This window comes from Crenalkalicoccus roseus, from assembly GCF_004761865.1.
GTDB lineage: Bacteria > Pseudomonadota > Alphaproteobacteria > Acetobacterales > Acetobacteraceae > Crenalkalicoccus > Crenalkalicoccus roseus.
This window is the reverse complement of the sequence record NZ_SJDM01000001.1, coordinates 167152-183114: the sequence shown is the minus strand read 5'-3', so window position 1 is coordinate 183114 and position 15963 is coordinate 167152. Positions and strand designations below refer to the sequence as shown.

Here is a 15963-nt window from a genome sequence, read left to right as displayed (position 1 = left end):
AGGTGTAGCGGCTAACCTACTGAAAAACAAGGGACAAATGAAGAGATGAAGACCTGTTCAGCCGTTGGCCGCCGCGCCCTTCTCGGCCTCGCCACCGGGCTCGCGGCGCTGCCGGCGGCTCAGGCCAGGGACCGCGCGGCCACACCCCGCCGCGCCGTCGCCACCGTCGCCATGCTCGGCGACATGCTGCAGGCCATCGCCGGCGAGGCGCTGGCGGTCGAGACGCTGATGGGCGAGGGCGTGGACCCGCACCTGTTCCGCCCCACCCGCGCCGACATCGCCCGCCTGCTCGGCGCCGATGCGGTCTTCGCCATCGGCCACCGGCTGGAGGGGCGGATGGGCGACGTGTTCGAGCGGCTGCGCGCCGCCGGCCGCCCGGTGCTGGCGGTGGCCGAGGCGCTGCCGCGCGAGCGGCTGCGCGCCCACCCCGACTACGCCGATTCCGCCGATCCGCACATCTGGATGGATCCGGTGCTCTGGGCCGAGGCGGCCGGGCCGGTGGCGGAGGCGGTGCTGCGCCTCGCCCCCGAGGCGGACGAGGCGGTGCGCACCCGGCTGGCCGCCTTCCGCGCCCGCCTCGCCCGGCTCGACGCCTATGCGCGGGAGGCGGTCGCCACCATCCCGGAGGGGCAGCGCCTGCTGGTCACCGCGCACGACGCCTTCGGCTACTTCGCCGCCCGCTACGGCCTCGAGGTGGAGAGCCTGCAGGGCCTCTCCACCGAATCCGAGGCGAGCCTCGCCCATGTGGAGCGCCTGGTCGCCCTGCTGGTCGCCCGCCGCGTCCCGGCGGTCTTCACCGAGACCAGCGTGCCCGACCGCGCCGTGCTGGCGCTGATCGAGGGAGCACGGGCGCGCGGCCACCGGGTGGCGCTCGGCGGGGCGCTGTTCTCCGACGCCATGGGGCGCCCCGGCACCTATGAGGGCACCTATGAGGGGATGCTCGATCACAACATCACCACCATCGTCCGGGCGCTCGGCGGTCGCGTCCCGGCGGGCGGCCTGAACGGCCGCCTCGCCGCGTGAACCCGCCCGATGGCGGCCATGCCGGCGGGGCGGGGCTGGCGCTCGCCCTGCCCGGCGCGTCGCGCCGCCCCGGCGGGCCGCCGCCCGTCGAGATCCGCGGCCTCTGGGTCTCCTACGGCGACCGCCCGGCGCTCGAGGACATCACCTGGACCGCCGCGCCGGGCCTGACCGCCATCGTCGGTCCGAACGGGGCGGGCAAGTCCACCCTGCTGCGCGCCATCCTCGGCCTGACCCCGGCGCAGCGCGGCGAGGTGCGCCTGCTCGGCGCCCCGGCGGCGGCGATGCGCGGGCGCGTTGGCTGGCTGCCACAGCGCGCCGCCGTGGACTGGGACTTCCCCGCCTCCGCCCTCGACGTGGTGGCGATGGCGCGCGCCCCGCGCATCCGCTGGTTCGGCCCGATGCCGCGGCGGGAGCGCGAGGCGGCGCGCGCCGCCCTCGCCGAGGTCGGCATGGCCGATCACGCCGACCGCCAGATCGGCCGCCTCTCCGGCGGGCAGCAGCAGCGCGTCTTTCTCGCCCGCGCCCTGGCCCAGGAGGCGGCGCTGCTGCTGATGGACGAGCCCTTCGCCGCCGTGGACGCGGCGACCGAGGCGGCGATCGTCGCCGTGCTGCGCCGCCTCGCCGCCGAGGGGCGCAGCGTCGTCGCCGTGCATCACGATCTTGCGACCGTGCCAGCTTATTTCGACCAGGTGCTGCTGCTGAACCGCCGCGTCGTCGCCGCCGGGCCGGTGGCCGAGGCCTTCACGCCGCAGGCCGTGGCGGCGGCCTATGGCGGGCGGCTGCTGCGCTTCGGCGAGACGGCGGTGCTGGCGGAGCCGGGCGGATGAGCCTCGGCCACAACACGCTGGTGGTGCTTCTCGGCTGCGGCCTGCTCGGGCTTGCCGCCGGCACGGTCGGCTGCTTCGCGCTGCTGCGCGGGCGGGCGCTGGTGGCCGATGCGGTGGGCCATGCGGCGCTGCCCGGCGTCGCACTCGGCGCGCTGGCCGCGGCGCTGCTCGGGGCGGAGGCGCGGTCGCTGCCGCCGCTGCTGGCCGGGGCGGCGGCCAGCGGGGTGCTCGGCGTGCTGGCGGTGCAGGCGCTCTCCCGCACCCGGCGCATCCGCGAGGACGCAGCGATCGCCGTGGTGCTCTCCGCCTTCTACGCCGCCGGGGTGGCGCTGCTCTCCTACGTGCAGACGGTGCCGGAGGCGGCGCAGGCGGGGCTCGCGCGCTTCATCCTCGGCCAAGCGGCGGCGCTGCGGGCGGCGGATGCGCAGCTCGCCGGCCTGGTCGCGCTCGGCTGCGTCGCCGCCTGCCTCGCCCTCTACCACCCGCTGCGCGCCGCCTGCTTCGACGCCGAGTTCGCCCGCGTGCAGGGGCTGCGCACGGGGCTCGTGGACCTCGCCCTGCTCGGGCTGATGGTGGTGGTCTGCGTCGCCGGGCTGCAGGCGGTGGGGCTGGTGCTGGTGGTGGCGCTGCTGGTGCTGCCCCCGGCCGCGGCCCGGCTCTGGACGGCGCGGCTCGGGCCGATGCTGCTGCTCTCGGGCGCCTGCGGCGCGGCGTCGGCGCTGGCCGGGGCGGCGGCCTCCGCGATCTGGCCGGGGCTGCCGACCGGGGCGGCGGTGGTGCTGGCCGGCGGCGCGCTGCTCGGCCTGTCCATGCTGGCCGGGCCGGAATCGCCGGCGGCGGCACGGCGGCGGCGCCGGCGGGAGGTGGCGGCGTGAGCGCGGCGGCGTTCCTGCAGCTCGACCTGCCGCCGCTGCTCGCGGCGCTGCTGGCGGGCGGCACTTGCGGGCTGCTCGGCAGCTTCCTGGTGCTGCGCCGGGAGAGCCTGGTGGGCGATGCGCTGGCCCATGCCGTGCTGCCGGGCATCGTGCTCGGCTTCGCGCTCACCGGGCTGCGCGCCGGGCTGCCGATGCTGGCCGGCGCCCTGGTCGCGGCGCTGCTGGCGGTGGGCGCGATCGGCCTGGTCCGCCGCGCCGCGCGGCTGGAGCCCGGCGCGGCGACGGGGGCGGTGTTCACCGTCTTCTTCGCCCTCGGCCTGGTGCTGCTGGAGGCGACGGGGGCGCGGGCGGTGGACCTCGACCTCGACTGCGTGCTGTTCGGCCAGCTCGAGACGCTGGTCTGGCCGGCGGCGACGGGCTGGCACTCCCTGCGCGACCCGGCGGCGCTGGCGGCGCTGCCGCGCCAGCTCGGCCTGCTCGCGGGCGTGGCGGCGGCGAGCGCGCTCGTGGTGGCGCTGCTGTGGCGGCCGCTGCAGCTCCTCTGCTTCGATCCGGGCTATGCGCGGGTGCTCGGCCTGCCGGTGCGGCGGCTGGAGACGGCGCTGTCGCTGCTGGTGGCGGCGGCGGCGGTGGCGGCCTTCGAGGCGGTGGGCAGCATCCTGGTGGTGGCGCTGCTGGTCTGCCCGGCGGCGGCGGTGCGGCTGGCGACGGAGCGCTACGCCGCGCAGGTGCTGGGCGGGGCGGCGCTCGGCGCCGCGCTGGCGGCGCTCGGCTACGCCCTCGCCGGGCCGCTGCCGGCGGCGCTCGGCCTTCCCCTCTCCCTCAGCGCCGGGGGGGTGATCGGGACCCTGGGCGGGCTGGCCGTGGCCGCGGCCGCCCTCGCCGCGCGGGGGCGGCGCGCCGTCCCCGCATGACCTCGGCGGAGGCAAGGGCCCGGAGGCGAGCGCCTCCGGGCCGCCGCCCTCAGGCGTGGCGCGGCCGGTTCTCGCCGCGGGTCCGCCACAGCGACAGCGCGATCGAGCCGAGGATGATCGTGCCCGTCGCCGCCAGCGCGTACTCCACCGGCACCGCCTTGCCGCCGGCGAACCAGTTGGCGAGCATCTTCGCGCCCACGATCATCAGCACCAGCGACAGCCCGTGCTTGAGGTAGCGGAAGCGGTGGATGATGCCGGCCAGCGCGAAGTACATCGCCCGCAGGCCGAGGATGGCGAAGACGTTGGCGGTGTAGACGATGAAGGGGTCGGTCGAGACGGCGAAGATCGCGGGGATGGAGTCGAGGGCGAAGATCAGGTCGGTCAGCTCCACCAGCACCAGCACCAGCGCGAGCGGGGTGAGGAACAGCTTCCCGCCCTCCCGCCAGGTGAAGCGGTTGCCGCGGTAGCCGTCGGTCACGGGAAAGCGGCGGCGCATCCACTTCAGGACCGGGTTGTTGGCCGGGTCGGGCTCCTCCTCGCCGACCGAGCGCAGCATCTTCCAGCCCGACCAGACCAGGAACAGGCCGAACAGGATCATGATCCAGTCGAACTCGCGCAGCAGCGCGGTGCCGAGCAGGATCATCGCGCCGCGCATCGCCAGCGCGCCGAGGATGCCCCAGAACAGCACCCGGTGCTGGTAGGCGGCGGGCACGCCGAAGCGGGCGAAGATCAGGACGAAGACGAAGATGTTGTCGACCGAGAGCGACCACTCGATCAGGTAGCCGGTGAGGAATTCCAGCGCCTTGGTCTGGCGCACCTCCGGCGACGCGCCGTAGCCGAGCCAGATCCAGGCGCAGAAGGCCATGGCCAGCAGGAAGTAGGCGCCGGATTTGAGCAGGGCGGTGGAGACCGGCACCGGCAGCGGGTCGCCGTTGCGGTCCTTCTTCGCGAACACCCCGAGGTCGAGCAGCAACAGCCCGACCACCGCCGCGTTGAAGGCGACCCAGAACCATATGGAGGCTTCCAAGGGAGCCACTCCTCTCCGACGCGGTCGGGTCCTGCGCCGAGAGACCGGGCCCGATCGCGCGATGGTTGCACGCGATCCGACATCGCCGCGGGTGGGACGGCGCGGCGGCTCTGCCGCCACGACGCCCGGCCCCGCGACCAGAGGGGCCCGGATCGGCCGCCTGTATGGCAGTGGCGATTTCGGGATTCAACCCCGTTGTCTCGGGGCCCCTGCCTCGCCATCTCGGGTTTGCGTCGCCGGGGGTGGGGCTCTACTGTCCTCCCCGGTCATCGGGTGGCGGGGGGAAGGTCCGCCGGCCGCCAGCACTGGTCGTTCCGCGCCCGAGGGGTGGCGGGCACAACAAGGTCATCGAGGCTGCACATGGGCACCTTCAGCATCTGGCACTGGCTCGTCGTGCTGCTGGTCATCCTGCTGCTGTTCGGCAGCGGCAAGATCAGCGGGCTGATGGGCGACCTCGCCAAGGGGATCAAGGCCTTCAAGCAGAACATCAAGGAGGACGAGAAGGACGCCTCCCTGGCCGAGAGCGCGCCGCCCGCGCCCGGCACCGGGCCCGCGGGCAGCATCCCCGGCCCCGCCGGGTCGCAGACGGCGCAGAGCCAGGCCAGCACCCAGGCCAGCCGTCCGGCGGCCTGAGGCGTCCGGGCGCGCCGCGCCCGCCCTCACCGAACAACCCGACGCGCAGAGGGGCGCGCATCCCGCAAGGGGTGGGCGCCCTTTCGCCGGACCTGTCCGAACGATGACCGACCTCGCCCTCGCCGCCGCCGCGGCCCAGATCGTCGAGGCCGGGCGGCGCATGGACCGCCTCGGCTGGGTGCCGGCCACCGCCGGCAACATCTCCCTCCGCCTGCCCGGCGGCAGGGTCGCCATCACGCGCTCCGGGGGGCACAAGGGGTTCCTCGACGCCTCCGGGGTGATGGTGGTGGACCTCGCCGGCCGGCCGGAGGACCCCGCCGCGCGCCCCTCGGCCGAGACCGGGCTGCATTGCGGCATCTACCGCCGCTTCCCGGAGGCCGGAGCGGTGCTGCATGGCCATTCCGTGCCGGCCACCGTGCTCTCCCGCGCCGCGGGGCGGAGCCTCCGTCTCGGCGGCTACGAGCTGCTGAAGGCCTTTCCGGGCCTGCCGACGCACGAGGCCTCGGCGGAGGTGCCGGTGCTCGACAACGACCAGGACATCGCCCGCCTGCAGGCGGCGGTGGAGCGGCGCTGGGACGCCATGCCCGTCCCCGTGGTGCCGGGCTACTTGATCCGCGGCCACGGGCTCTATGTGTGGGGCGCCGACATGCCGGCCGCGCTGGCGCGGCTGGAGGCCCTGGAATTCATGCTGGCCAGCGAGCTGGAGACCCTGAGGCTCGGCCTCGGGAACCGGATCGCGCCGGCCGCCGAGGAGAGGAGGGTCGCCTGATGAGCCGCCTGACCGTCTGGGACGCCGAGACCCGCGAGGAGGTGCTGCGCACCGAGGACCCCGCCCGCATCGCCGAGGCGCTCCGCGGCATCGGCGTGCGCTTCGAGCGCTGGGAGGGGGTGGAGGTGCCGGACGGCGCCGGCCCCGAGGAGATCCTGGCCGCCTACCGTCCGCATCTCGACGCGCTGATGGCCGGCATGGGCCTCGGCGCGGCAGGCAGCGCCGACGTCATCAGCCTGACGCCCGAGCACCCGCAGAAGGAGGCGCTGCGCGCCAAATTCCTGCAGGAGCACGTCCACACCGAGGACGAGATCCGCTTCTTCGTGCGGGGCGGCGGCAATTTCGTCATGCATGTGGACGGCAAGGTATGGGACGCGCGCTGCGAGCAGGGCGACCTGATCAGCGTGCCCGCCAACACCCGCCACTGGTTCGACGCCGGGACCGAGCCGCGCTTCATCGCGCTGCGCGTGTTCCTCGACACCTCGGGCTGGGTGCCGCACTACACCGGCAGCGACATCGCGGAGCGGTTCCCAGTCACGGCCTGAGCGGGAAGGGAGAGGACGCGCAGCGATGAACCCCGGCCGTCCCTTCGCGGTGCTGACCGACATCGAGGGCACCACCACCGCCATCGCCTTCGTGAAGGACCGCCTCTTCCCCTTCGCGGAGGCGGCGCTCGACGCCTTCCTCGACCGCCATGGCGCGGAGCCCGAGGTGGCGGCGCTGCTCGAGGAGGTGCGCGCCTACGCGCCGGGCCAGGAGCCGCGCGCGACGCTGCGCGCCTGGATGGCGGAGGACGCCAAGGTCACCCCGCTCAAGGCGCTGCAGGGGCTGATCTGGCGCCAGGGCTACCTGGACGGGCGGCTCAAGGGCCACCTGTGGCCGGACGTCGCGCCCTGCCTGCGCGCCTGGAGCGCGGCGGGGCTCCGCCTCGCCGTCTTCTCCTCCGGCTCGGTGGAGGCGCAGCGCCTGCTCTTCGGGCACAGCGAGGCGGGCGACCTGACGCCGCTCTTCACCGCCTTCTTCGACACGCGTGTCGGCTCCAAGCGGGAAAGCCCGAGCTACGCCGCGATCGCCGTGAAGCTCGGCCTGGCGCCGGGCGGGGTGCTGTTCCTCTCCGACGTGACGGAGGAGCTGGACGCCGCCGCCGCCGCCGGGATGCGCACCTGCCAGGTGGTGCGCGCCGCCGACGGCACCCGCCCCTCCGGCCGCCACCCGGAGGCGGAGGACTTCCCCGCCGTGGCGCGGCTGTTCTCGCTGCCCTGCGGCTAGCCTGGGCGGGCGCCGCCCGCCGCGTGACTTCGCCCGGGGCGGGGGATAGAACCGGCGCGCCCGACCGGCGCCCGGAGCCCCCTGCCGCATGATGACCAGCTACACCGTCGAGGATGGCCGGCTCGCGGTGCGCGAGGGCGTGGCCGAGCCTGAGGCGCTGCGCCGCGCGGTGTGGATAGACCTGCTGCACCCGACGGCGGAGGAGGCGCAGGCGCTGCGCCGGGCGCTCGGCCTCGAGATCCCGACGCGGGAGGAGATGCAGGAGATCGAGAGCACCTCCCGCCTCTACCGGGAGGGGGAGGCCCTGTTCCTCACCGCCTCCTTCCTGCATGGCGTGGAGTCCGGGGAGATGGGCTCCACCCCCATCACCTTCGTGCTCGGCGCCGCCAACCTGGTGACGGTGCGCCACGCCACGCCGCGGGCCTTCGACATCTTCATCGCCCGCTGCCGGCGCAGCCCGGCGATGCTGCTGGCCAGCCCCGACGCGGTGATGCTGCACCTGTTCGAGCAGGTGGTGGACCGCATCGCCGACATCCTGGAGCGCGTCGGCGCCGACATGGACCGCGCGAGCCAGGCGACCTTCCGCGACGCCCGCGCCAAGGCCAAGGCCAGCGCGCGCAGCGCCGACCTGCGCGGGGTGCTGATCACCCTCGGCCAGGTGGGGGAGGTGACGGCGCGCGCCAACGACACGCTGCTCGGCCTCTCGCGCATCCTCACCTTCACCGGCGCCGAGAAGGCGCACGCCGTGCGGCGCGACAACCAGCCGCTGCTGAAATCCCTGGTGCGCGACGTGCGCTCCCTGGTCGAGCACGCGAACTTCCTGAACAGCAAGGCGAACTTCCTGCTCGACGCGGTGCTCGGCATCATCAGCGTGGAGCAGAGCGCGATCATCAAGACCTTCACCGTGGCCTCGGTGGCGCTGATGCCGCCGACCCTGATCGCCAGCATCTACGGCATGAATTTCGACCTGATGCCGGAGCTGCACTGGAAGGTCGGCTACCCCCTCGCGCTCGGGCTGATGGTGGTCTCGGCGGTGCTGCCGATCGTGTACTTCAAGCGCAAGGGCTGGCTGTGAGGCCGGCGCGCCGGCCGGGGCGCGGAACCCCGGGCCGGGCCCGGCCCCGCTGTCCCGCCGCCACAGCGCGGGATTGACCCGGCGGCGGTGGGGCGCGCAAGCATGGCGCCGCCAGGACCAGGGGGACCGACCGCATGCCCGCCATCCACCGCATCGAGGCCACGCCGCAGACCGTGCGCTGGGGCGCCTTCGACGCCGCCTTCCCGCCCGTCGCCACGGTCGAGCCGGGCGATGCGGTGGTGCTGGAATGCGTCTCCGGCGGGCCGGAGCAGATCCCACCCCGCGACGGGCCTTTCGCCATCCCGCCGAAGCTGCTGGCGATCCACGACGCCGTGCCGCGCCTCGGCCCGCACATCCTCACCGGGCCGGTGGCGGTCAGGGGCGCCGAGCCGGGCGACTGCCTGGCGGTGCATGTGGAGAGCATCGAGCTCGGCGCCGATTGGGGCTTCTGCGGCTTCCGCCCGCTGGTCGGCACCCTGCCGGAGGACTTCCCCTACCGCCGCGTGCTGCACATCCCGGTGGACCGCGCCGCGCGCACCTGCACCGTGCCGGTCGGGCCCGGCATCACCCTGCCCCTCGCCCCCTTCTTCGGGGTGATGGGCGTGGCGCCGCCCGCCGAATGGGGGCAGATCTCCACCAAGGAGCCGCGCGCCCATGGCGGCAACCTGGACAACAAGGAACTCGGGGAGGGCGCCATCCTCTACCTGCCGGTGTTCCAGGAGGGCGCGCTGTTCTCCGCCGGGGACGGGCACGGCGTGCAGGGCGACGGGGAGGTGTGCATCAACGCGCTCGAGATGTGCCTCACCGGCCGGTTCCGCCTGGAGATCGAGAAGGGCGGCGGCCCGCGGGACCCGGTGCTGCGCTTCCCCCGCGCCGAGACGGCGACGCACTTCATCAGCATGGGGATGCACGAGGATCTCGACCTCGCCATGAAGCAGGCGCTGCGCGAGATGATCGGCTTCATCGCCGCGCGCGCCAACCTCTCCGCCGCCGATGCCTACCAGCTCTGCTCGCTCGCCGTGGATTTCCACGTGACCCAGACGGTGAACGGCGAGAAGGGCGTGCACGGGATGTTGCGCAAAGGGCTGCTGTTCTAGGATCGTTTCGATTTGGCCATGAACGCGGAAACGGCCCCAGCCCATTGTTTGTAGAAGCAGAGTCACGCTCCCGGCTGTTTCCAACCGTCCGCGATCTGCTCTAGGGCGTTGTCCGTTCGCCCCGGCTCCCGGCGAAACCCGCAAGGGCGGCGCCGGCGCTTCGGCCCCGGCGTCTTGACGGTATCTTCATCATTGGGGGCGTATCCTGCCGCCGAGGATCCACCCCAGCCCGGCCGCCCCCTCGCGGGCAGCCCCCTCGCGGGCAGCCCCGCCTGCGAATTCCGTGCCGCGACCACGCTTGGGCCCTTGGCTGGGCGTGGCGGGAAGAGTATACGCTCTCAACCTCAAGGTGATTTCAGGTCAGTTTTCCACATCTTTTTTGCGCCCGGTGCCTTTCCAGAACTTGTGGTGCCAGCCTGCGTTGACCTACCGTATCTTGCGGGCCACGAGATCTGGTAGGTTTGGGCCAGGGAGAACCACATGGAGTGGACATCGGACGCGGTGGATCAGCTTCGCGCCCTCTGGGCTGAAGGCCACTCGACCGCTGAGATCGGCCGGCGCATGGGCATCTCCAAGAATGCCGTGGTGGGCAAGGCCCACCGGCTGAACCTTCCCGCCCGGCCGAGCCCGATCCGCCGCGACGCCGCGGCGGAGCCCCGCCCCGTCGCCGCGCCGAACTCCGTCGCTGCGCCGCGCCCTGCCACCGCGCCGCGCGCGCCGACGCCGCTACGCCGCCTCGCACCACCCGGCCAGCCGGCGACGCCGCAGGCCACCGCACCCCGGCCGGAGGCGGCGCCGCCGCCGGCCGCCGCGCCCGCCGCCGTGGTGCGGCCCTTCCCCCGCGCCGGCCTGCGGAGCTGCTGCTGGCCCCTTGGCGAGCCTGGCACGCCGGAATTCCGCTTCTGCGAGGCCGAGGCGCTCGCCGGCAAGCCCTACTGCCCCGACCACGCCGCGGTCGCCTATGTGCGGCTGCGCGACCGGCGCGAGGACGCCGCCTGATCCCCGCCTGACCGCCGTGGCCGGCGGCGCCCCGCGCGCCGCCCCCGAGCGGCGAGGCCGCCCCATGCCCCAGGACCGCCGCGCCCCATGAGCGGCACGCTTCTCGGCGTCGCGCTGCACCTCGCCGCGCTGATCCTGTTCGTCTGCATGGACACGCTGGTGAAGGCGCTGGCGGCGCAGTACGCAGTGCCGCAGCTCATGTGGGCGCGCTTCCTGTTCGGGCTCCTGGTCATGGCCCTGGCGCTGCGCCTGCTCACCGGCCACCTGCCCTGGCGCAGCCGCGCGCCCGGGCTGCAGGCGGTGCGCAGCCTGCTGCTCGCCGCCTGCAACCTGATGTTCTCGACCGCCCTCGTGCATCTGCCGCTTGCCGACACCACGGCGATCGGCTTCGCCTCGCCGCTGCTGACCGTGGCGCTGGCCGCCGCCTGGCTGAAGGAGCGGGTGGGCTGGCGGCGCTGGCTCGGCGTCGGCGTCGGCCTGGTGGGGGTGCTGATCGCGCTCCGCCCGCCCTTCCTGACCGGCGGGGCGCCGATGCACTGGGCGGCGCTGCTGCCGCTCGGTACCGCCGCCGCCTTCGCGGTGTACCAGATCCTGACGCGCCGGCTCGCCACGGTGGACGATCCGCGCACCACCATCCTGCACACCAGCCTTGCCGCGACGCTCGCCACCTCCCTCGCCCAGCCCCTGGTCTGGACCCCGCCGGCGGCGGCGGACTGGGCGCTGCTCGCGCTGCTCGGCCTGCTCGGAGGGGCCGGGCACGGGCTGCTGGTGCTCGCCTATGCCAGGGCGCCGGCCAGCCTGCTCGCACCCCTCTCCTACAGCCAGCTCGTCTGGGCGATGCTCGCCGGCATGGTGGTCTTCGCCGAATGGCCGGACGCGGCGACGCTGCTTGGCGCCGCCGTCATCGCCCTGGGCGGCGTTCTGGTGGCGCTGCCGGAACGGACCCGGGCGGCGGGCAGGACGCGGGCGTAACGCTCCTGTCCGGGGCGCCGTGGTGCCTTGCGCCGGGCGCGCGAAGGGTCTAGCGCATCCCCCCTCGCGGACGATCGGGAAGGGGCTCCGCCGCCCCGGCGCGTGATCCGCCATCACGGGAGAACCCGCAACAGGGGCGCCCGTCCACCGCACGGAGAGGGAGACAAGCCATTCCGGATACCGGGCTCTACCATGACACCCGGCCCGGCCACCCGCGTGCCGCGCTGGATGCGGAGGCGGTGCGGCAGGCCTACCGGCGCTGGGCGGGGGTCTATGACGAGGTGTTCGGCGCCGTCTCGCGCGCCGGGCGCCTGCGCGCCGTGGCGGCGGTGAACGCTATGCCCGGCACCAGGGTGCTCGAGGTCGGCGTCGGCACCGGCCTCGCCCTGCCGCACTACGCGCCGGAGAAGCGCGTGGTGGGCATCGACCTCTCGCGCGAGATGCTGAGCCGCGCCCGCGCCCGCGTGGCCGAGCGGCGCCTCGGCAACGTCGCCGGCCTGGTCGAGGGCGACGCGGAGTGCATGGGCTTCGCCGATGGCAGCTTCGACATCGCGGTGGCCATGTTCACCGCCACCGTGGTGCCCGATGCGCGCCGCCTCTACCGGGAGATGCGGCGGGTGGTGCGGCCGGGGGGCGAGCTGCTCTTCGTCAACCACTTCGCCGCCGAGGGCGGGCTGCGCTGGTGGGCCGAGCGCACCCTCGCCCCGCTGTCGCGCGTGCTCGGCTGGCACCCGGACTTCACCCTCGGCGACCTGCTCGAGAACCCGGCCGCGGCGACGGAGATCACCCCCTGCCCGCCCTTCGGCCTGTTCACCCTGGTGCGGGTGCCGAACCGGCCGGCCGGAGGCTAGGGCCACTTCACCCGTTCGGGTGAGGCCACCCGAACGGGATCTGCTCCAAGGGCCGGCCCCGGACGGGGGGCGGCGCCCCGATCAGTCGGGCCGGATATTGTAGCGCCGCACCACCGCGCCCCACTGCTCCATCTGCTCGTCGAGGAAGCGGCCGAACTCCTCGGGCGAGGAGACCACGAGCCGCATCCCCTGCATCTCGGTGAGCTGCCGCTCCACCTCCGGCATCCGCAGCGCGCGGGCGAGCGCGGCGTGGAAACCCTCGAGCGCCGGCTGCGGCGTGCCGGCCGGCGCCAGCGCGCCCCAGAAGGCGATCGAGACCACGTTGGGGATGCCGAGCTCGCCGAGCGTCGGCACTTCCGGCATCAGCGGCGAGCGCTCGGCCCCGGTCTGGATCAGCGGCCGCAGCGCCCCGCCCGCGGCGTGCGGCGCGATCAGCGCCAGCGAGCCGATCACCGTGTCGATGTGCCCGCCGATCGCGTCCGCCGTGGCGGGGCCGCCGCCGCGATAGGGCACGTGGATCAGCCGGACGTTGCCGTGCTCCTGCATCAGCATCAGCGTCAGGTGGCCGAGGCTGCCATTGCCGATCGAGCCGCAGGCGATGGTGTTGGGCCGCGCCCGCGCCGCCTCGATCAGCTCCTGGCCGGTGCGCCAGGGCTTGTTCGCCCCGGTGGCGATCACGTTCGGGGCGGTGCCGATCAGCATCAGCGGCGCCAGATCCCGCTTCGTGTCGTAGGGCAGGTTCGGCATCAGGAACGGGTTCACCGCATGGGTGTCGAAGACGAACAGGAAGGTCTGCCCGTCCGGCGCCGCGCGCGCGGCGAGGGCGGTGCCGACCGTGCCGCCAGCGCCCGGGCGGTTGTCGATCACGATCGGCTGGCCGAGCATCTGCTGCAGATGCGGCTGCACCAGCCGCGCGATCGGGTCCACGGTGCCGCCGGGCGGGAAGGGCACGATGATGCGCACCGGCCCCTGCGGCCGCCAGGCGGGCTGGGTCTGGGCCCGGGCGGCGAATGGCAGCAGGGCGGCGCCGCCGAGCAGCGCGCGACGATCGAGCATGGCGTCCTCCTTGGTCCCGCGGACGATAGAGCGGATCGCCGGGGATCGGAACCGAACGGGAGCGTGACCCTGCGGCGGGCGCTCACCCCGGGCGCCCCGGCCGGCGGCAGACCACCCGCGGGCGGGCCGGCGTGCCGCGCAGCGCGAGCGCCGGCGAGAGGCCTGGCGCGCACAGGCTGCGCGCGGCATCGAGGCTGGTGCCGAGCCGCGCCAGCGCGACCCGGCGGTGATAGGGCAGCCCGTGCTCCGGCCGCGCCGAGTGGTAGAGGGCGATCGCCTCCGCCCAGTTGCCGCTCCGCGCGTGCAGGGAGCGCAGCAGGCGGGCGGCGTAGCGGATGTTCGCCTCCGGATCGAAGGCCTCCTCGAGGCTCGCGAAGGCTGCGGGGTGGTGCAGCAGGTTGACCTGCATGCAGCCGACATCCACGGAGCGCACGCCTGCCGCGAGCAGCGCCGCCACCTCGGCCCGCGCCGCCGCCTCCGTCTCGGGCCAGCGCCCTTCGCCCTGGGCGTTGTAGGCCCAGGGCCAGGGCACCCTGCGGCCGCGGGCGTCGGGGCGGCCGCTCTCCACCTGCGCGATGGCGCCGAGCAGCCCCGGTGGCAGGCCCGAGCCCGGCTCCACCCGCGCGATCGCCTGACCGCAGGCGCGCCAGGGGTCGGGCGCCGCGGCGGCAGGGGCGGCGAGCAGGGCGAGCCAGGCGGCCAGGGCAGGGAGGCGCCTCATGCCGCGAGGTGATGGCGCCGGGCCCGGCCCGTCAACCATGTCCCGGCGCGGGCTGATGCCGGCGGCCGCATTTCCCGACCCGCTTGGCCGCGGCGATGCCGCCGGCCGTCTCAGCCCTCCGGCGGCAGCCGGTCCAGCACCGCGGCCAGGGCCGCGATCGTCTCCGGGGGCAGGCGGCGGATCTCGCGGGCGAGGCGGTTGGCGAAGGCGGTCGCCTCCGGGCTGAGGCCGGAGGTGTCGAGCACCACGCGCGGATGCGACAGGCGGGCGAGGCGCACCATCTCCTCCGCGTCGTCCCAGATCAGGCCGAAGAACTCGTTCACCTGGTGCACCAGCCCGGCCGAAGGGCGGCCGCGGTGCCCGTGCTCCAGCGCCGAGAGGTAGGCGGGGGAGACATGCAGCGCCGCGGCGAGTTCGGTGAGGGAGACGCCGCGCGCCTCGCGCAGCGCCCGCAGCCGCGCTCCGAAGGGGGTCATCGCCCGCCCCGCCCCCGGTCCGCGGCGGGGGCGCGGCGCAGCAGCAGGTGCACCGCGCCGGGATTGGCGGCGTGCGGATGCGCGGCGCCGAGCAGCAGCGGGCGCAGCTCCGGCCCGTTCAGCCAGTGCGGCAGCTCCCGCCGCAGCACGCCCCCCTCGGGCGAGGAGCCGCGGCCGGTGACGATGGCCACGCAGCGCAGCCCCTCGGCCCGGGCCCCGAGCAGGAAGCGGTGCACCGCCGCATGCGCCTCCTGCGCCCGCACCCCGTGCAGGTCGAGCGTGCGCTCGGGCCGGGTGCGGCCGCGCCGCAGGTCCCGCCAGCGCCGCGCGTCGAGCCCGCCCGGGGCCTGGCCGACGCGCAGCTCCGGCAGCGGCGCCGAGGCTGGGCGGGGCAGCGGGGGAACGGCGGCGGAGACGGGCGCCGCCGGGGCGGTCGGTGCGGGGGCCGGCGCCGGCGGGGCGCGGCCGGGCAGCGGCACCACGCCGGCACGCGCCGCCCAGGCGTGCCACAGCGCGCGTTCGGCCTCGCTCGGGCCTTGGCGGGAGCGGCGGAGGGACATCGTCGGGGCCTCACCCCTCCGCGACGGGGCCGAGCGCCGCCGGGTCGTCCTCCACCAGCAGGATGTGCAGGCGGCGCGGGCCGTGGGCGCCGAGCTCCAGCGTCTGCTCGATGTCGGCGCTGCGCGAGGGGCCGGTGACCAGCATGACGGCGCGCGGCATCGCCCCGCCACCCTCGGCCCGCAGCAGGTCCCAGCCCTCCTCGTACGCGCCGAGGATGCGGGAGGCGCGCAGCACCACCACCGCCGTGTCCGGCAGGAGGTTCAGCGTGGTCGGCCGCGCCGGGTCGGAGGGCAGCATCAGCGTGCCGGTCTCGGCGATGCCGGCGAAGCCGTGCTGCACGCCGACGAGGTCCGTCGCCTCGGCGCGGCGCGCCTCGATCTGCAGCAGCGGCCGGTCCTGCCAGGGGATCGCCCGCAGCTCCGGATGCGGGGCCATGACGAGGCGGGTGGGAAGGTTCTGCGCCGCCAGGTAGTCGGCGAGCGCGGCGGGCACGGCGGCGAGGTCGGGCACCCGCTCGACGGTGGCGAACTCCTTCTCGGCGTTGCGCACGAACAGCGCCACCTGCGCCGGGCGCGGCAGGCGGGAGCGCGCCGGGATCAGGTGGCGCGGATGACGCTCCAGCCGCCCGGTCAGCATCGCCGCCTGGTCGGGCGGCAGTGGGCCGCGCCGCAGGCCGCGGCGGATCGCGCCGAGGATGGCGTCCTTCGACATCGCATCAACCCCTGGGAGGGCCGGTATATGGGGCCCGCGCGTCATCCGCGCCAGCGGCCCGGATTGTTCCATCGCAATGTAACCGAATGCTATACTACCGCACTGCA

The 15963-nt window shown here is 75.0% G+C and carries 19 protein-coding genes; 13 read left to right on the top strand and 6 right to left on the bottom strand.

The window, feature by feature from the left end; translation table 11 throughout:
* Positions 1-45: 45 nt before the first annotated feature.
* The 4 genes from ET526_RS00860 to ET526_RS00845 are packed head-to-tail and all read left to right on the top strand — an operon-like array spanning position 46 to position 3639.
* The gene (locus ET526_RS00860) at positions 46-1023 is read left to right on the top strand and encodes a metal ABC transporter solute-binding protein, Zn/Mn family (protein ID WP_135465766.1); all 978 of its coding nucleotides are present in this window, start codon (positions 46-48) and stop codon (positions 1021-1023) included.
* Positions 1020-1850, top strand: a complete 831-nt coding sequence (locus ET526_RS00855) for a metal ABC transporter ATP-binding protein (RefSeq protein ID WP_240048195.1) — start codon at positions 1020-1022, stop codon at positions 1848-1850. The genes ET526_RS00860 and ET526_RS00855 overlap by 4 nt, the downstream gene beginning before the upstream one ends.
* Positions 1847-2725, top strand: coding sequence for a metal ABC transporter permease (locus tag ET526_RS00850; RefSeq protein ID WP_135465765.1), 879 nt, complete (start codon positions 1847-1849; stop codon positions 2723-2725). The genes ET526_RS00855 and ET526_RS00850 overlap by 4 nt, the downstream gene beginning before the upstream one ends.
* Positions 2722-3639 (top strand): metal ABC transporter permease, encoded by a 918-nt coding sequence (locus ET526_RS00845; RefSeq protein ID WP_135465764.1) that lies wholly within the window; start codon positions 2722-2724, stop codon positions 3637-3639. The genes ET526_RS00850 and ET526_RS00845 overlap by 4 nt, the downstream gene beginning before the upstream one ends.
* Positions 3640-3688: 49 nt before the next feature.
* Here the strand turns inward: ET526_RS00845 and ET526_RS00840 are convergent, their stop codons facing one another.
* Positions 3689-4675: a TerC/Alx family metal homeostasis membrane protein gene (locus ET526_RS00840; protein ID WP_408869750.1), complete on the bottom strand. Its 987-nt coding sequence runs from the start codon at positions 4673-4675 to the stop codon at positions 3689-3691.
* 351 nt (positions 4676-5026) lie between these two features.
* Between ET526_RS00840 and ET526_RS00835 the strand changes: the two genes are divergently transcribed.
* The 9 genes from ET526_RS00835 to ET526_RS00795 all read left to right on the top strand — a co-directional run bounded on the left by ET526_RS00835 (position 5027) and on the right by ET526_RS00795 (position 12331).
* On the top strand, positions 5027-5299 hold the full coding sequence (locus ET526_RS00835; RefSeq protein ID WP_135465762.1) for a twin-arginine translocase TatA/TatE family subunit: 273 nt from the start codon (positions 5027-5029) through the stop codon (positions 5297-5299).
* A 103-nt stretch (positions 5300-5402) separates the two neighbouring features.
* Entirely contained in the window at positions 5403-6068 is a 666-nt protein-coding gene (locus ET526_RS00830) for a methylthioribulose 1-phosphate dehydratase (RefSeq protein WP_135465761.1), read from the top strand.
* A complete protein-coding gene (locus ET526_RS00825) occupies positions 6068-6613 on the top strand; it encodes a 1,2-dihydroxy-3-keto-5-methylthiopentene dioxygenase (protein WP_135465760.1) in 546 nt (181 codons plus the stop codon). The genes ET526_RS00830 and ET526_RS00825 overlap by 1 nt, the downstream gene beginning before the upstream one ends.
* A gap of 25 nt (positions 6614-6638) precedes the next feature.
* Positions 6639-7337: an acireductone synthase gene (gene mtnC / locus ET526_RS00820; RefSeq protein WP_135465759.1), complete on the top strand. Its 699-nt coding sequence runs from the start codon at positions 6639-6641 to the stop codon at positions 7335-7337.
* Positions 7338-7425: 88 nt separating this feature from the next.
* Positions 7426-8412, top strand: coding sequence for a magnesium transporter CorA family protein (locus tag ET526_RS00815; RefSeq protein ID WP_135465758.1), 987 nt, complete (start codon positions 7426-7428; stop codon positions 8410-8412).
* Positions 8413-8546: 134 nt separating this feature from the next.
* Positions 8547-9509, top strand: coding sequence for an acetamidase/formamidase family protein (locus ET526_RS00810; RefSeq protein WP_135465757.1), 963 nt, complete (start codon positions 8547-8549; stop codon positions 9507-9509).
* Between the two features lie 480 nt (positions 9510-9989).
* A complete protein-coding gene (locus ET526_RS00805) occupies positions 9990-10508 on the top strand; it encodes a GcrA family cell cycle regulator (RefSeq protein ID WP_135465756.1) in 519 nt (172 codons plus the stop codon).
* An 87-nt stretch (positions 10509-10595) separates the two neighbouring features.
* Complete coding sequence (locus ET526_RS00800) at positions 10596-11480, top strand: DMT family transporter (RefSeq protein ID WP_135465755.1); 885 nt, start codon at positions 10596-10598, stop codon at positions 11478-11480.
* Positions 11481-11650: 170 nt separating this feature from the next.
* Entirely contained in the window at positions 11651-12331 is a 681-nt protein-coding gene (locus tag ET526_RS00795; protein WP_240048212.1) for a class I SAM-dependent methyltransferase, read from the top strand.
* 81 nt (positions 12332-12412) lie between these two features.
* On the opposite strand, the gene ET526_RS00790 is transcribed toward ET526_RS00795, so the two are convergent.
* The 5 genes from ET526_RS00790 to ET526_RS00770 form a co-directional block, all read right to left on the bottom strand.
* Entirely contained in the window at positions 12413-13387 is a 975-nt protein-coding gene (locus tag ET526_RS00790; RefSeq protein ID WP_158295446.1) for a Bug family tripartite tricarboxylate transporter substrate binding protein, read from the bottom strand.
* A gap of 82 nt (positions 13388-13469) precedes the next feature.
* On the bottom strand, positions 13470-14108 hold the full coding sequence (locus ET526_RS00785) for a lytic transglycosylase domain-containing protein (RefSeq protein ID WP_158295445.1): 639 nt from the start codon (positions 14106-14108) through the stop codon (positions 13470-13472).
* Positions 14109-14218: 110 nt separating this feature from the next.
* Positions 14219-14584 carry a helix-turn-helix domain-containing protein gene (locus ET526_RS00780; RefSeq protein ID WP_135465751.1) on the bottom strand — a complete coding sequence of 122 codons (366 nt, stop codon included), beginning with the start codon at positions 14582-14584 and terminating at the stop codon, positions 14219-14221.
* On the bottom strand, positions 14581-15144 hold the full coding sequence (locus ET526_RS00775; RefSeq protein WP_135465750.1) for a Smr/MutS family protein: 564 nt from the start codon (positions 15142-15144) through the stop codon (positions 14581-14583). Before ET526_RS00775 ends, ET526_RS00780 begins: the two co-directional genes overlap by 4 nt.
* Before the next feature lie 10 nt (positions 15145-15154).
* Complete coding sequence (locus ET526_RS00770) at positions 15155-15856, bottom strand: LutC/YkgG family protein (RefSeq protein ID WP_135465749.1); 702 nt, start codon at positions 15854-15856, stop codon at positions 15155-15157.
* Positions 15857-15963: the final 107 nt, after the last annotated feature.

What these genes read in the sequence shown, in the direction of transcription:
- ET526_RS00860 (WP_135465766.1), top strand. Translation starts at nt 46, where the DNA reads ATGAAGACCTGTTCAGCCGTTGGCCGCCGCGCCCTTCTCGGCCTCGCC.
- ET526_RS00850 (WP_135465765.1), top strand. Translation starts at nt 1,847, where the DNA reads ATGAGCCTCGGCCACAACACGCTGGTGGTGCTTCTCGGCTGCGGCCTG.
- ET526_RS00835 (WP_135465762.1), top strand. Translation starts at nt 5,027, where the DNA reads ATGGGCACCTTCAGCATCTGGCACTGGCTCGTCGTGCTGCTGGTCATC.
- ET526_RS00830 (WP_135465761.1), top strand. Translation starts at nt 5,403, where the DNA reads ATGACCGACCTCGCCCTCGCCGCCGCCGCGGCCCAGATCGTCGAGGCC.
- ET526_RS00825 (WP_135465760.1), top strand. Translation starts at nt 6,068, where the DNA reads ATGAGCCGCCTGACCGTCTGGGACGCCGAGACCCGCGAGGAGGTGCTG.
- mtnC (WP_135465759.1), top strand. Translation starts at nt 6,639, where the DNA reads ATGAACCCCGGCCGTCCCTTCGCGGTGCTGACCGACATCGAGGGCACC.
- ET526_RS00815 (WP_135465758.1), top strand. Translation starts at nt 7,426, where the DNA reads ATGATGACCAGCTACACCGTCGAGGATGGCCGGCTCGCGGTGCGCGAG.
- ET526_RS00810 (WP_135465757.1), top strand. Translation starts at nt 8,547, where the DNA reads ATGCCCGCCATCCACCGCATCGAGGCCACGCCGCAGACCGTGCGCTGG.
- ET526_RS00805 (WP_135465756.1), top strand. Translation starts at nt 9,990, where the DNA reads ATGGAGTGGACATCGGACGCGGTGGATCAGCTTCGCGCCCTCTGGGCT.
- ET526_RS00800 (WP_135465755.1), top strand. Translation starts at nt 10,596, where the DNA reads ATGAGCGGCACGCTTCTCGGCGTCGCGCTGCACCTCGCCGCGCTGATC.
- ET526_RS00790 (WP_158295446.1), bottom strand. Translation starts at nt 13,387, where the DNA reads ATGCTCGATCGTCGCGCGCTGCTCGGCGGCGCCGCCCTGCTGCCATTC.
- ET526_RS00785 (WP_158295445.1), bottom strand. Translation starts at nt 14,108, where the DNA reads ATGAGGCGCCTCCCTGCCCTGGCCGCCTGGCTCGCCCTGCTCGCCGCC.
- ET526_RS00780 (WP_135465751.1), bottom strand. Translation starts at nt 14,584, where the DNA reads ATGACCCCCTTCGGAGCGCGGCTGCGGGCGCTGCGCGAGGCGCGCGGC.
- ET526_RS00775 (WP_135465750.1), bottom strand. Translation starts at nt 15,144, where the DNA reads ATGTCCCTCCGCCGCTCCCGCCAAGGCCCGAGCGAGGCCGAACGCGCG.
- ET526_RS00770 (WP_135465749.1), bottom strand. Translation starts at nt 15,856, where the DNA reads ATGTCGAAGGACGCCATCCTCGGCGCGATCCGCCGCGGCCTGCGGCGC.